Annotated in this window: 16 protein-coding genes; 14 read left to right on the forward strand and 2 right to left on the reverse strand. The window is 59.5% G+C overall.

The window, feature by feature from the left end:
* The first annotated feature begins 62 nt into the window (after positions 1-62).
* The 3 genes from LPA36_RS11750 to LPA36_RS11765 all read left to right on the forward strand — a co-directional run bounded on the left by LPA36_RS11750 (position 63) and on the right by LPA36_RS11765 (position 3,587).
* A complete protein-coding gene (locus LPA36_RS11750; RefSeq protein ID WP_228876647.1) occupies positions 63-956 on the forward strand; it encodes an enoyl-CoA hydratase in 894 nt (297 codons plus the stop codon).
* Positions 957-1,555: 599 nt separating this feature from the next.
* A complete protein-coding gene (locus LPA36_RS11760) occupies positions 1,556-1,924 on the forward strand; it encodes a BON domain-containing protein (RefSeq protein WP_228876649.1) in 369 nt (122 codons plus the stop codon).
* Positions 1,925-2,663: 739 nt separating this feature from the next.
* Positions 2,664-3,587: an HTH-type transcriptional regulator ArgP gene (locus LPA36_RS11765; RefSeq protein ID WP_228877476.1), complete on the forward strand. Its 924-nt coding sequence runs from the start codon at positions 2,664-2,666 to the stop codon at positions 3,585-3,587.
* A gap of 9 nt (positions 3,588-3,596) precedes the next feature.
* On the opposite strand, the gene LPA36_RS11770 is transcribed toward LPA36_RS11765, so the two are convergent.
* Positions 3,597-4,874, reverse strand: coding sequence for an SLC5/6 family protein (locus LPA36_RS11770; RefSeq protein ID WP_228876651.1), 1,278 nt, complete (start codon positions 4,872-4,874; stop codon positions 3,597-3,599).
* Positions 4,867-5,808, reverse strand: coding sequence for a fatty acid desaturase family protein (locus LPA36_RS11775; RefSeq protein WP_228876653.1), 942 nt, complete (start codon positions 5,806-5,808; stop codon positions 4,867-4,869). Before LPA36_RS11775 ends, LPA36_RS11770 begins: the two co-directional genes overlap by 8 nt.
* Positions 5,809-6,018: 210 nt before the next feature.
* Between LPA36_RS11775 and LPA36_RS11780 the strand changes: the two genes are divergently transcribed.
* The 11 genes from LPA36_RS11780 (at position 6,019) to virB5 (ending at position 14,474) form a co-directional block, all read left to right on the forward strand.
* Positions 6,019-6,432 (forward strand): ACT domain-containing protein, encoded by a 414-nt coding sequence (locus tag LPA36_RS11780; RefSeq protein ID WP_324250929.1) that lies wholly within the window; start codon positions 6,019-6,021, stop codon positions 6,430-6,432.
* A gap of 337 nt (positions 6,433-6,769) precedes the next feature.
* Positions 6,770-7,165 (forward strand): hypothetical protein, encoded by a 396-nt coding sequence (locus tag LPA36_RS11785; protein ID WP_228876655.1) that lies wholly within the window; start codon positions 6,770-6,772, stop codon positions 7,163-7,165.
* A 116-nt stretch (positions 7,166-7,281) separates the two neighbouring features.
* Positions 7,282-7,518 (forward strand): helix-turn-helix transcriptional regulator, encoded by a 237-nt coding sequence (locus LPA36_RS11790; protein WP_228876657.1) that lies wholly within the window; start codon positions 7,282-7,284, stop codon positions 7,516-7,518.
* Entirely contained in the window at positions 7,511-7,795 is a 285-nt protein-coding gene (locus tag LPA36_RS11795; RefSeq protein WP_228876665.1) for a hypothetical protein, read from the forward strand. The genes LPA36_RS11790 and LPA36_RS11795 overlap by 8 nt, the downstream gene beginning before the upstream one ends.
* Positions 7,796-8,161: 366 nt before the next feature.
* Positions 8,162-8,737, forward strand: a complete 576-nt coding sequence (locus LPA36_RS11800) for a hypothetical protein (protein WP_228876667.1) — start codon at positions 8,162-8,164, stop codon at positions 8,735-8,737.
* Entirely contained in the window at positions 8,737-9,387 is a 651-nt protein-coding gene (locus tag LPA36_RS11805) for a lytic transglycosylase domain-containing protein (protein ID WP_228876669.1), read from the forward strand. The genes LPA36_RS11800 and LPA36_RS11805 overlap by 1 nt, the downstream gene beginning before the upstream one ends.
* Before the next feature lie 50 nt (positions 9,388-9,437).
* Positions 9,438-9,779, forward strand: a complete 342-nt coding sequence (locus LPA36_RS11810; RefSeq protein WP_228876670.1) for a TrbC/VirB2 family protein — start codon at positions 9,438-9,440, stop codon at positions 9,777-9,779.
* A gap of 17 nt (positions 9,780-9,796) precedes the next feature.
* The gene (locus tag LPA36_RS11815) at positions 9,797-10,117 is read left to right on the forward strand and encodes a type IV secretion system protein VirB3 (protein ID WP_228876672.1); all 321 of its coding nucleotides are present in this window, start codon (positions 9,797-9,799) and stop codon (positions 10,115-10,117) included.
* Between the two features lies 1 nt (position 10,118).
* Positions 10,119-12,587: a VirB4 family type IV secretion/conjugal transfer ATPase gene (locus tag LPA36_RS11820; protein WP_228876674.1), complete on the forward strand. Its 2,469-nt coding sequence runs from the start codon at positions 10,119-10,121 to the stop codon at positions 12,585-12,587.
* On the forward strand, positions 12,584-13,753 hold the full coding sequence (locus LPA36_RS11825) for a type IV secretion system protein (protein WP_228876676.1): 1,170 nt from the start codon (positions 12,584-12,586) through the stop codon (positions 13,751-13,753). Before LPA36_RS11820 ends, LPA36_RS11825 begins: the two co-directional genes overlap by 4 nt.
* A gap of 16 nt (positions 13,754-13,769) precedes the next feature.
* Complete coding sequence (virB5, locus tag LPA36_RS11830; RefSeq protein ID WP_228876678.1) at positions 13,770-14,474, forward strand: P-type DNA transfer protein VirB5; 705 nt, start codon at positions 13,770-13,772, stop codon at positions 14,472-14,474.
* Positions 14,475-14,479: the final 5 nt, after the last annotated feature.

Below are 14,479 nucleotides of genomic sequence, written 5' to 3' on the forward strand. Positions count from 1 at the left end.
AAAGGCGAACCGCGCTTCTTTTTCGTTAGCCGATCAGCAAGTGTGAAACAGGAGACACAAACATGACGACAGAAGACCGCAAGTACGAACAGGTGATTTACGAGGAGCCCGCTCCCAAAGTGGCGCGGATCGTGATGAATCGACCGAGCCGGCGCAACGCGCAGGGCGTCACGATGACTTACGAACTGGACGACGCGTTCAAGCGTGCGTGCCACGACGACAAGATCAACGTGATCATCCTTGCCGCCTCAGGTGATCACTGGAACTCCGGCCACGACATCAGTGGCGAAGAAGCATCCATGCCGTCGCCAGATCAAGTCGTAGGGCTTTGGGGAGACTATGGTGGCAAGGGCTGGGAGGGCTTCTACTCACGTGAGAGGGAGATCTATCTCGAGATCACCGAGCGCTGGCGCAATGCGCCGAAGCCCGTGATTGCTGAGATCCAGGGATCCGTGATTTCGGGCGGGATCATACTCACCTGGATGTGCGATCTTATCGTGTGTTCTGAGGATGCCCGCTTTCGCGACGCGACTGCGGCAGAGATGGGCATTGCGGGTGTCGAGTTCTGGCAGCATCCCTACGAGATGAGCGTGCGCCAGGCGAAGGAATGGCTGATGACCGGCGGGTGGTTGACCGCGCAGGAAGCCGAGCGGCGGGGCATGGTCAACCATGTCGTTCCCCGCGACCAGCTGGCGGCGCGAACGCTCGATCTGGCCAACAACATCGCAGCAAAAAATCCGTTCACCATGAAGATGGTGAAGCAGGCGATGAACTTCGCGCAGGACCAGATGGGGCGCAAGGCGTCGGTTGACTTCGGCTTCCATCTTCACCAGATCGGACACATGCAGGCGATGCTCACCAGCGGGTTCCCGATCGACATCGACAGTATGCCGCCTGCCATGCGTGCGACCATACAAAAGGCGATCGCCGCACAAAAGGGCGCCGCTGCAGAATAAGAACCCGAACCCCGCAGTGGGCGATGCGCCCGCCGCGGGAGCAGCAGTCCGATTGGAAATCAAATGATGGACATCGTTAGCCGCGCCGTCTTTTGCCCCGAGTTAGAAGTTCGCAGTGAAACATTGCGATTTTCGATGGGGATTCGGTGGATTCGGTGGACTCTGGGACAGGTCGTATTACACCTGTCAACAGGGCGGTGGCATTAAATGAGGCGAAAGAGAGGTCATGAGTAGCGCAAAAAACTCGTTACGAGAGACGGTCGCGCACTGGCTCGATGTGGATTCGCCGAACGGGCTTCGGGTCACCGAGTTTAGAAACAGGCGATCCACGCACGAATGCTACGTACGCGTCGAGAGGATGACTGCGACAGGTCCCGTTGCGATGTTCTTTTTTCGCCACCAAGACGGGGCGTGGCGCATATTCCCACCGAGTCGGGAACGGCCGGCAATGCGCCCCACACCAAGATCGACGGACTTCTAACTCACCACACTAGTGCGAGAGGATTGGCTGGACGGCGGGCAAACGGCAACCTCTTTTGTCGTGTTTTCGCCGCCGGAAAAGAGCGTCATGCTCAAATTTAACTGAAAAAGGAGACCTTATGAAAGCGGTCAGAATGTCGCAGGCGCTGGGCGTCGTGTTGAGCCTCGCGTTTGTGTCGAGTGTGTACGCCCAGTCCCAATCGAGTACGCCGACGGCGACGGTGGATTCGGCCGCGTCTGCCAAAGCAAGCCAAAACAGCACTAGGAAAGCCGATCGCAAACTCGGATCCGATGTGCGGCATGCTCTGGGGAAGGCCAGAGATATCACTGCGACGAACATCTTCGTGCGCGCACGTGGTGGCGCTGTCACGCTAACGGGAACGGTACGGGACATTGCGCAGATTGATAGAGCCACAGAGGTGGCGAAAAGCGTGCCAGGCGTGACTTCGGTTGTGAATAAGCTGTCTCTGGAAGCGCAGAATTATTAGCTTGTTAGTCGACGCTGCATGAGTGCGCGTGGCGGACTCATGCACGCTTGTTAAAGGCTAAACAGCGCGCGCGCCCTTTCAGCTGACCGAGCGTAATTGCGCGCTGCGTAAGAACGTAGCCTCGAAACTGGGTACACGGCTATCCACGAACGATTCGTTACAGAGGACGCCGCGGACAATTTTGAAATGGAGCAACGTTCTCGGTTCGGTCAAAATCAGCATTCGTCGAACTCGGCACCGAACGTTCGACTTTCGCCACGAGGAATGACTAGAAGTCTACGCAGCAGAACCGAATCCCGATGCGCGACGAGGTTGGCGGGCGTGACTTAGCGACATACCGACCGGCCATCTTCGCTGAACCTTGGAGCAACCGTTGCTGCTGCCGCAGAGGACTTCGTCCAGCTTGGGCACGATGCACGACCCCGGGCGCTGCCATCGCCCCAGCGCAGTGTGTCGGGATCGACGCTCCCTTCAACGTTTGCGTCTCCTCGTGGTCACGAATCCGGCAACGTCGCATAACAGCGCATATCCGTAAATCACTTGTGGAATCGGCGAGTATGCATTGGAGATGCAGCGTGGCAAGGAAGGCTGTAGCGTCCAAGTTGCCGCTGTACCGGCTCGGATTGTCTGGACACGGTTTTGCAACTCAGGCGAGATCTTTGAGGGCGACTTCCGTTAGCCATGTGGAGACGAGAATCAGTATGCGAGCGATTCATTCAATCGCAGAGGCGTTCACATGATAATTTTTGATCGCCAACAGTTGGAGGCCTTTGCTGCCGTAGTGGAGATGCGGCATTTCGGGGAGGCTGCTGCCGTGCTAAATGTCACGCGTGGTGCTGTGTCCCAGCGTCTCAAGGCTCTGGAGGAAGCGCTCGGATCGCCGCTCGTAGTTCGCGAGGGAAATGTTCCGACGCCTGCGGGAGAGGCGCTGTTGCGGCATATCCTTTTGCTTAAGGTACTGGAAGCCGACACCCTGCAGCACATCAGACCGACGCAGACACAGCGGCCGCGCATTGCCATTGCAGTTAATGCCGATTCGTTGGCAACATGGTTTGAGGAAATCGCCTGGGAAATCTCGAAGAGAAATGTTGCTCTGGAACTTATCGTGGACGATCAGGATCACACCCTTCCGTGCTTGTCGCGGGGTGAAGCGATGGGCTGCGTTTCGACCTCAAGCGAACCTCCTACGGGGTTTCTAGCTGAAAGTATCGGTGCTATGGATTACGAATGTGTTGCGAATGTACAGTTCGCCCGGCAGTACTTTCCGCAAGGGCTAGGTTTGCATAATGTTCTTGCTGCGCCGGCTGTCCTCTATAACCGGAAAGATGGGTTGCATGGGCTGTTTCTTGAGCGGCTGCTAGATTTCAAGATAAAAAACTTCGCGGCGCATTACTTCCCCTCCCCGTCAGCGCTGCTGGCCGCAATCGAGAACGGGGTTGGCTACGGTCTGGTGCCTTGTGTTCAGGCACAACCGTCAATTGACCTCGGCAAGCTAGTGAGCTTGGCTCCAGCACACAAAATTTCAGTTGAACTCTATTGGCATCATTGGGAGACCGCGCCATCGAACGCGCAAGCGATCAACGATCTTGTGATTCGCCATGCGCGTCGAGTGCTGATCCAGTCTGCCCAGACCGTCGATCCAGATGCCAAAGAAGATACATAGATCGCGTAGCTATCCTGACGAACTTTGATTCAAGGGCGCTGAGGCACTATCGTCTATACCAGTCGGGGCTTTCGATCGTAACGCTTCGACAAATGCACAGGGCCACGCGAGTATGAGCGGCATCGATTCGGGAAGATGCCCCGCGTGAATCCATAGGACCAGATAGCAGGCCATTGCGATCGTGAATCCAGTCATCATTGACCGCCGTGCCGCGTGCGCCGTCACGTGCCGGCCGAGCAACGTCAAGCCGAGTAGTGGGCCGACTGATGCTAGATAGACGACGTTCAGCATTACCATGGTGTCGATGATGCTTTGTCCACGCGCCGTAACCAAGGTCGCAGCGCAAACGGATAGTACCCGGTTGAGTGCAGATGGATACTGCTGACGGTGCCATAGGGCAACCATCGCATCACTCGTCGCGCGGACAATTGAGCATGCTGAACCGAGAGCAGCCGTGATCAGCGCAGCAATTGCGAAGGCCAAACTGCTGCCGTTGGCATGGCCGAGAACGAGGGTTAGCATGTGTGGAATGATCTGAACCGGATCCGCCACTGCGCGTAGGTGCCATAGCTCTGCGTTGGCGATGACGGCTGAGGCGGGAAGAAACCCCATGGCAAAAACGACTACGGCGGCAAGCAGACATCCAAGACGAGCGCCAATCGGCGTGCTAGAAGCGATCAGAAATTGTTGATAATCGGCGCCACAGATGACGAGCGCGACAACAGATAAGAACGTCATCCCGCTATGATCGAGTGACGGAAGTCTCATTGATTCCAAGAAGTTTGCTGGTGCATGAAGCCATATAGCGAGACCATGTGCCTTGATCAGCGTGTATGCCAAGATCACGTTACATCCCCCGATACAGAGCGCCAGCACGCCGGACAGCCACGACAGTCGAAGAAATGATAGGCCAACAACCAGGCAGTCCACTACAAAGATCGATATGGCATGCGGCACTCCAGACATGGCCAGCACGGATGATGCTCCCCGAATTTGCGCGCTCAAGACGCCCGTCATCCAGATTAGGGATAGAAATGCGACCTGCCGGCTGACCGTTGAACCATATCGCAGATCGAAACGTGTCCAGATGGATTGTCCTGTGGCCCAGAGCTGCGGGGCGATGAGACCCAATGCCAGAAGCCCGATGGCACTCGCGACGGCGTAAAGGCAGGCCGCCATACCCTGTCGCAGTGCGAGCTCGCCCGTTCCCATGAGAAAGCCGATTCCGCAACTGGTAGAAATGAGCAGGCTTGCAACCTGCCAGACAGATAGGTTTCGATTAGCCATGATTCGCTCCCCAACCGGCGACGCTTGACGAAGAGCCCTTCAGATACCCGTGGCACACGAGCGCTCGATCTTTATAGTCACTGAGTTTCATCAGTCGAGCGTGCAATCTTGGCAACTGGTGATAGGGGATCGTGGGGAAGAGATGGTGCGTCAGGTGGTAGCCGTTATGATGGGGATGCAGCAGCACGGACAGCAGTCCGTGGTCCGGGATTTCGCGCGTGAAATTGAAGGTGCCTCCGGGCTTGAGGCCGTAATGGTCGGTCATCTCGCGAAATGTCGTGATGGCATGAAAGACGGTTGCTCTTGCACCGAACCAAAGGACGCAGAACATCAACGCGAAGTGCGGATTGGCTTTGGCGATAGGCAACCCGACCACAATCCACCAGGTAAAAATTGCAAATCGTTGGCAGTGGGTTAGGTTTCCCACGGCGAGATGTCCCATGATGGAACCACGAAATATCGAGAATGTGGCGAGGTGGTACAGATACGCGTGGTACCAATGACCACCTTCAAATACGACCTGCGGTAACAGATCTGGATCACGTTCAGGATGGCCTAGCCAGGCGTGATGATGCGCATGCTGCTCGCGATAGACCGACAGGCTGTTCAGTAGCGGTGGCGCCAGAAGAAAATGCGCAAGTGCGTCATTGGTCTCGCGGTGAGCACTTAGATTTCCGTGACCGGCTTCGTGTAGCAGATTGCCTAGTGCGCGCTGTCGATTCCCTATAACAACAAGTGCGAAGACGCTTGCAGCCCAGCCAATCCGATAGGTCGCCCAAACTGAGAGCGCGATTACCATCCAGTCAACGGTAATGTCAGTAATGACGCGCCAGGTTTGTGGTCTCGGTAGTCGCCACGCTGGATCGCGGTTCAGCATGGCTTGCTTGATTAGGATTCGATCAGCATTGGATGACGATGCATCGTTCAAGTTCATTGTGGCCTCCTTCAGCCGACATGAACTCCCCGCGGTTCGGATTACTAGATGGTTTTATTGATTGAGATGCAATAGTCCGATCATAGGCAACGATTTCCCTTTCGATGGATCGGTTAGGAACGTTGTTGACCGGATAGTTTTTCTAGACACCTGAAAAGGCGAAAGGTAGTGTAAGGTGAAGGCCGTGAATGGCGTCTGATGGAGGAAACGTTGAGCGAGAAAGCCTTGGACAAGCTGTGTGCCGCGATCGCACCGGAGATGGCCGAACCCATCTATGTCTATTGTTCGTTTCCCGATTTCGTTGTGCCCGTGGGGCTGTCGGTACTTTGCACGTTCCGGGAGAGTGAAGGGTTGACTGCGGTGATCGATCTGCAGGATGCCGAGCGCGATGCGATACCGCATACCTTCAAGGCACGCCTCATTACCCTCAAGGTACATTCGAGTCTCGAGGCGGTGGGGTTCCTAGCAGTCGTATCGACGCACTTAGCGTGGGCACGCATCCCATGCAATGCGATCGCCGGCTATCACCACGATCACATTCTGGTCCCTGTCGATCGAGCTGATGCGGCGCTTGCCGTTCTCAGCGGGATACGCAATGTAAACGTGTCCTCGCTCTTTGAATAGGTCCCGGAATTCGCCCTGATTCGATGAGTTTTATTGAAGGGCGGATAGTTAACGTGCCGGAAACGATGCATCCCTTGCCCCGCATGTGCTCATTCCCTAGATTGTCTCTATAGGTCATACATAAGAGCAATCCAGTATCGGGGACATCGCTACCCTCTCTATGCGTTATGCCGGGAGGAAGGGAGGGCATATGTGCCAATCCAGCCACGAGTGTGTTGAGGCAGCCGAGTACGAGACCGGTACCGAACCTGTTGAGCATTGGATAGCGCGCTGTAGCGCCGCCGAGGCTACTGTTACCCGGCTAGCGGCTCGTTTGCGGGGACGCGATCAGCGGATCTTGTTGCTCGAACGCGCACTTGCTCGTACCGTCGCGCTCCACCAGGCGCTCGAAGACAGCCTGGAGCAACGTCTGGAACAGTGCATGGGCTCGCTCGACAGTGCGCACACCTCAGAACCACCTCGTGCAACAACGTCTGGCGAATTGAGCCAGGGTGTCACGGTACATCTTCCTCATTTAACTCGAACGCTTTCGCTGTTGTTTGACGTGATGCGGGAGCACTGGTCACAGTGGGATCCCGAGCGCCCCCCGAAGTCTTCGACTGTGGCTCGCGCCATTGACGCGAAGTTGGGCCTCAAGGGACAGTCGACCGGCGAAGCATCGCGCAGTGCCCAGACGTTTGCGGCCGCGCTACGACCCGATTCTCTCAACGATGCAGATGGCCGCCACCGCTAACCGATGTTTCCGACGGACTGTTCCGACGACATGACGGAATTGCCCGGCAGACCTTCCTGTTGCTTGAATCGGATCTGTGCCGGTCGGATCCATGCAAAGCCAGGAGGGCGAAGGTCATGTCGAATTCAATCAAAATCGCGGGTGCAATCCTGCGCCGCAAACAGGTCGAACAGGTCGTTGGGTTATCGCGTTCGACGATCTACCAGCGCATCAAGGACGGGACGTTTCCCAAGGCGATTTCGTTGGGCGGACGTATGGTCGGCTGGCGTGCGTCTGATATCGAATTGTTCCTGGTCGATCCGGCCGGATATCGGGCACCGCCCGAGCCCGACGGGGAGCGCGGCGATGATTGATGCTTCCCGTACCTCGTTGGAGTCCCGTTTGGATAATTGGGCAAATGCGCCGCGTGGCGCATACGATCCGGTTGATGCGGCGGAAATCGAGGCGGCGTGGATGCGCCTCGATCCACGCCATAAGGACCTGCTGCGCATGGTGTATCTGTGGCACGCCGGTCGTGAGGTAGTCTGTCGTCGCCTCAAGATTCCGCGCCATCCTCGTAGTCGTTATGAGCTGGAATTGGCTTCAGCCAGGCAGGCGCTCGGCCGTGTGCTAGAGAGACCGCAGAAGTAAAATTTTTTTCGGATGCCGCCGGGTAACCTTGGAATCCGGTGGACGGTGGAGCGGAAATTCCGATCATTTTGACGCTTGCACGACCGAAAAATCGCGCCTAAAGTGCAGTCAACAACTTGTTCCGGTCCATGCGCAAACGCAAGACCGAGTACGCGTTAGCGGCCCCGATGTACTGACGTATGTGCGTTGGCGTGGTGGTCGCAATGTGAGCCAAGCCTGCAAACCGAACGGTTGCAGGCTTTTCGTTTTCTGGCGCTGATCCCCCTTGAACCCGCGGCGTGCCTCCCCGGCCCCGCGGGTTTCTTTTTCCGCACATCCGTTTCGGTACCTCGGGGCTTGATGGACTGAATCGATGGAAGGCGGATCATGAAGATGGATCGGATGATTTTCGGGACGCTCGGTTTGCGCAGGATGCGTTGCATCGTGCGGTACTGGTCGATTGCCGTCGCACTGTTCGTCGGCACATCGATCTTTGCACCGGGCCTGGCGCATGCGGACGACTGGGGTTGTCAGGTGATTCTCTGTCTGGCCAACCCCGGCGGCCCCGAACAGTACAGCGAGTGCGTGCCTCCGATCGAGAAGCTGTGGGCCGCGTTGCGTCACGGTGATCCGTTCCCGACCTGCGATTTCGGCGCAGGCAGCTCGCAGGGCACATTTGTAGCCAATACCTTCGCGAGCGGAAGCTATTGCCGGGAGGACCTTCTGTATTGGGGCGGCCCCGAGCAGAGCGAATTGCTCTGTCGTGCCACCGGAGTCATCAACGTCGATATCGACAACCAGTTCTATACCCGCGTCTGGTGGGACGTCAGTGGCCAGGGGCGAATGATTACCGAATTCTATGGTGCGGGCAGCACGCAGGTGCCGTATGACCCGTCACAGTCCGCCGCGCTGTTCCTGCAGCAGACCGGACAGCAAGACAACTTCGGTGGCGGAGGTCGGTGATGCTGCTTGACTACATCGCGCTCGCGCAGCAATGCGCTCCCCAGGTCTCGCCCTCGACGATGGCAGCGATCGTGCGGACTGAGTCAGGCTTTAACCCATATGCGATTGGTGTGGTGCACGGCCGGTTGGTGCGTCAGCCAGCGAACGAAGCCGAGGCCGTGGCGACGGTACGTGCACTGGACGCCGGTGGCTGGAATTTCAGCGTCGGGCTCGCACAGGTGAACCGCGCAAACTGGCCCGCCTATGGATTGAATGAGCAGAGCGCATTCGACCCGTGCCGCAATCTGGCCGCGGGCGCAGCGATCCTGCAGGGTTGTTTCGAGCTGGCGCGGCAGGCGCGAGCGCGTGCTTCGAACGATTCGCAGTCTGCCCTTCGCGCGAGCCTGTCCTGCTATGCCAGCGGTGACTTTTCGACGGGGTATCGGACCGGGTACGTGCAGCGCGTAGTCAGCAACGCCAGTGTCCTGGCGCCTTCATCGGAACCCGTTGTCGTTCCGCCCATTGCCCCGATTCCCGTTGTGCCGGTGGGTTCAGACGTTTCGGACCAGCCGTGGCGATCCCGACCAGAAAGGCAGCCGGTATCGAAGCCGGCAGAACCCTCAACCGAAAATTCCATGGGCAACCCGAACGATAGCGCCGTGGTGTTCTAGCCCGACGATCAGACGATAGCAGATAGATCCAGAGCGGAAAGGAGTTTTTCATGAAATCAGGAGTGCTAAATAGATGGAAGCGTGCCTCAACCGCTTCGAATAGCGTGCGACCGTCACAGCGGGCCGCCCGGTGGGTAACTGCCGGGGCAGCAGCGTTGCTGGTCACGTCACCCGCCTGGGCGCAACTCTCCCAGGTCAATACGTTGCTGACCACGATCCAGACGACGCTGCTCGGTGTCGGCGGCGTGATCTGCTCGATTTCCATTATCTGGGCAGGCTTCCGGATGATGTTCCAGCACGCCCGGTTTGGCGACATCGCGAACGTATTCATCGGTGGGCTGTTCGTCGGCTGCGCGACCGTGATCGCTGGCATGCTGATCCCGACGAGCTGATCCAGGAGCGCCGAACCATGAATTCGCTCAAGGATCCCGTCTTCAAGGGCTGCACGCGTCCCGCGATGCTCTGGGGCGTGCCGCTCGTGCTGTTCCTGATGGTCGGCGGCGGCATGCTGATCCCGGCCATCTGGGCGCTGCTCGCGAGTCCGCCACTGGGTGTCGCGATCCTCTTTCTGATGATCCCCGTATTCGTCGCGATGCGCGTGATCACGCGCCATGACGACCAGCGGCTCGCGCAGTACGTTCTGCGCCTGCGCATGGTGCTGCGCCAGGGCAATCGCCGCTTCTGGGGCGTGCACGCCTATGTGCCCGTCCGCCTGAAGAGGAGGGCGTGACATGCCAGTCGAGCCGCAACTGCTCAGCGTCGCGAACCGGGAAGTGCCGCTTGCCGGCTATATCCCGTACTCGACGCACGTGACCGACCACGTCATCAAGACGCGCGAGGGCGATTACCTGCAGGTCTGGAGGATCGCAGGTATCGCATTCGAAGCGGCCGATCCGGCCCACATCCTTGCCCGACACGAAGGGTTCAACCATTTTGTGCGAGGGCTTGCGGGCGGGCATGTGGCGCTGTGGTCGCATCGACTGCGCCGGCGCGTGTCCGATCACTTTTCGACGCCGTATCGCAATCGGTTCTGTGAGGAGCTGGCGACGCGCTATTACGCGAGCTTCGCGGGCTACCGGATGATGGCCAACGAGCTGTATCTGACGCTCGTCTACCGGCCGAACCGTACCCGCCTCGGTCGCGTGTTCAGCCGCGCTGCGCGCCGTACACGGGACGACATCCGGCGCGATCAGTTCGATGCACTGAAGGTGATGGCCGAGCTTGCCGCCCAGGTCGAATCGAGCCTCAAGCCCTACGACCCGGTCGCGCTCGGTGTCTATACCCACCAAAATCCTCATACACGACGCCCGCGCCGTTTTTCGTCGGCACTGGAACTATTCGGCTATCTGGTCAATGCGGTCTCGGAGCATGAGCCGGTACCGGCCGGTCCGATCCGTGAGGCGCTGCCCACGTCGCGCCTCTTTGTCGGGGCCGAGAAGGTCGAGATCCGGATGCCGGCCGCGACCCGCTTTGCCACGATGCTCGATCTGAAGGATTACCCGGAAGACACCGAGCCGGGGATGCTCAACGGTCTGCTGTACGGCGACTTCGAGTATATCGAGACGCAGAGCTTCACGATCCTCGACAAGCCCAGTGCGAAGGAAGCGCTGGAGCGGCAGCGCAACCAGCTCATCGCGGGCGAGGACGTGGCGGTGTCCCAGGTCGAGGCGATGGATCGGGCGCTCGATGACCTGATCAATGGCGATTTCGTGCTCGGTGAGTATCACTATTCGCTAGCGGTGCTCGGCGACACGCTGGACGAAGTGTCCAGAAGTGTCGCAAAAGCCCGCACGCAACTGGCCGATGCCGGGTTCCAGACGGCGTTGGTCGATCTGGTTGCTGATGCGGCATGGTTTGCGCAGCTACCGGCCAACTGGCGCTACCGGCCACGCGAAGCGAAGCTCACGTCGCGCAATTTCTCCGGTCTGTCGAGCCTGCACAACTTCGCGACCGGCAAGCGCGACGGTAATCCGTGGGGCGAGGCGATCACGATCGTCAAGACGCCCAGCGGCCAGCCGCTCTATCTGAACTTTCACGTCACGCCCGACAAGCAGGACTCGCTCGACGAGAAGGCGCTCGCCAATACCCAGATCATCGGTCGGGCCGGTGCGGGCAAGACGGTGCTTGAACTGTTCCTGCTGGCGATGGCGACGAAGTACGGCATCACGGCTGTGTTGTACGACAAGGACCGAGGCACCGAGATTGCGATCCGGGCAATGGGCGGCACCTATACGGTGTTCCGTCGCGGCGAGCCGACCGGGTTGAACCCGTTCCAGATGGAACCAGGGGAGCCCGTGATCGACTTCTGGGAGCGACTGGTCCGCAAGCTCGTCGATATCGGTGCAGCGCTGTCGGCGAAGGATGAGTTCGATATTTCTCGGGCCGTGCGGGAAGTCGCGCGCATGGACAAGTCCCTGCGGCGGCTCTCGATGGTGCGGCAGCTCCTGCCGAACGTGGGCGAGAACAGCCTGCATGCACGGCTTGCCAAATGGTGCGTGGGCGGGCGGCTCGGCTGGGTGCTCGACAATCCGAGCGATCGCATCGACCTGGCGCATGCGGACCTGTTCGGCTTTGACGATACAGAGCTGCTTGACGACGCAGAGGTTTCGACGCCCGTCACGATGTACCTGCTGCACCGGACCGAGAACCTGATCGACGGCCGGCGTTTCATTTACGTAATGACGGAATTCTGGAAGCGGCTCGGCGATCCAGTCTTCACTGACTTTGCGCTGAACAAGCAGAAGACAATCCGCAAGCAGAATGGGCTCGGGATTTTCGATACGCAGTCGCCGGCCGATGTGCTGCACAGCAAGATCGCGAGTGCACTGGTCGAGCAGAGCGCAACACTTTTCTTTCTGCCCAACCCGCGTGCCGATTATGACGACTACGTGCACGGTTTCAAACTGACCGAGGCCGAATTCAATATCGTGCGCAATCTCGGCGAGAACAGCCGCATGTTCCTCGTCAAGCAGGGGCATCGTTCGGCCATCGGCCGGCTTGATCTCGCGGGCCTCGGCGACGTGCTCGATGTGCTGTCGGGCACGACCGACAACGTGGAACTGCTCGACACGATTCGCGCTCAGGTCGGAGATGCTCCGGAAGACTGGTTGCCCGTGTTCCACGAGCAGCTTGCGAAACGCCGCGCGGCGCAGGCTGGTGAGCGCCACCCGCAACTGCTGGGGCCGGGAGGTGCGCAATGAGCGGCCTATTTACCGCCGTCGGCGGCACCCTCGAAAACGGCATGTCGACCTACGTCACGAGCGTGTCGTCGGCGCTCTCCGGCGCGCTTGTGCCCGTCGTCACCACGGCCCTCACGATCTGGGTCCTTGCCTACGGTCTTGCGGTGGTGCGCGGCGAGGCCCACGAGGCAGTACCGGCTTTTGCCTGGCGAGGACTAAAAGTCGCGATCACGCTCGCATTCGCGCTCAGCGCCGGCCTCTACCAGCAGCAGGTCGTTAGCGCGGTCAACGGGGCCACGTCGGGGCTCGCCCAAACGATCCAGAGCGCGGCGAACACGACGGGCGGCGGCAATCAGGGGTGCGGCTCGGTCAACGGCGGCAGCGTGACGGGGCAGGGAGCAGCGACCAGCATCTACCAGACGCTCGACTGCTACGACCAGCAGATTGATCTCGTGATGGATGCTTATTTCGACAAGGCGACGCATGAAGGATTCAGCACGAGCGGCTTGGCCGCAGCCATTGGCGATTTCCTGTGCGGCCTGGTGGCAGCGCTCGGCGGCTCGATCTTCCTGATCGTTCTCGCGTTCGAAGTGGTGATGGCGCGCGTGCTGCTCGATCTCGTGCTCGGCCTCGGCCCGATCTTCATCGCCTGCGCCGCATTTGCACCGACCGCCCGCTTTTTCGAGGCGTGGACCGCGAAGGTCGCCAATTACGCCTTGCTGCAGATACTCGTTGCCGCTTTCCTCGGCATGGCGCTCACGGCGTTCTCGGCTGATCTCACCGTGCTTCATGCGACGGGCAGCGCGCCCGGCGCCGATGCATCGGCGCTCGTGCAAACCATTTCCGCATCCCTTGATGACGCCGCGGCAGCCGCTGCTGCGATTGGCCTGTTCGCGACCGGCGTGTTCCTTGCGATGGTCGGCTGGCAGTTGCCGTCCGTGGCAGCAGGCCTGTCCGGCGGCGCAACCCTGTCCGGTTTCGGTGCATTCGTGGCGGGCATGGCCTCGCGGCATCTGGTGACCGCGATTGGCCGGGCGATCAGCGGCAACGGGAAGGGACCACGTCCGGGTGGCGAGATTCGGGACCGCACAGGTTCAGGTGGCGGATCAGGTGGTGGATCGGGCAGCGGTGCGATGCCGGCTTATCAGCGCGCCGCGCGCGCGAACCTGGGCCGGCAGGGCGAATGAGGGCGAGGTGATGACCATGAATGGACGATGCAGATGGGTAGGTGCCGCATTGGTATCGGCGGTATCGGCAGCATGGTGCGCTGGCGCTCATGCACAGGGTATCCCGGTCTTTGATGCCCAGAGCGTTGTGCAGGCCATTGCTACGGTGGCTCAGCTTGAGCAGGAAGTGCAGCAGGAAATCCAGATCTATCAGTCGACGGTCGGCACGCGCGGATTCGGTGCGCTCCTGAGCAACCCGGTCGTGTCGAACTCCTTGCCGTCGAACTGGCAGGGCGTCTATACGGCGATCCAGAACGGCGGCTACTCGGGCCTGACGGGCAGCGCCCAGGCTCTGCGCTCGGCCAGCCAGATCTACAACTGCGAAGACCAGACCGGGATCGACCAGCAGGTGTGTCAGCGAGCGCTCAACAAGCCCTTCCAGGACAAGGCGTTTGGCCTGCAGGCGTACCAGACCGAGTTGCAGGAGCTGAACCAGATCCAGAGTCTGGCGCAACAGATCGATGCGACCCAGGACCCGAAGGGCGTTGCCGAGCTGCAGGCGCGCATCCAGGCGGAGACCACGACGGTCGGTAACGAGATGACCAAGCTGCAGCTCTTCCGGATGCTGGCCGAGACGGAAGACAGGCTTGTCGCCGAACAGCAGAGCGAACTGGTGCTGAGCCGGGCGGGCAAGACCAACCGTCTGCAGGACCAGATGGTCCCGGCGTCGTTTGGAAACTGAGGAGG

Origin of the sequence: Paraburkholderia saeva (assembly GCF_907164555.1) — a bacterium.
GTDB classification, from domain to species: domain Bacteria; phylum Pseudomonadota; class Gammaproteobacteria; order Burkholderiales; family Burkholderiaceae; genus Paraburkholderia; species Paraburkholderia saeva.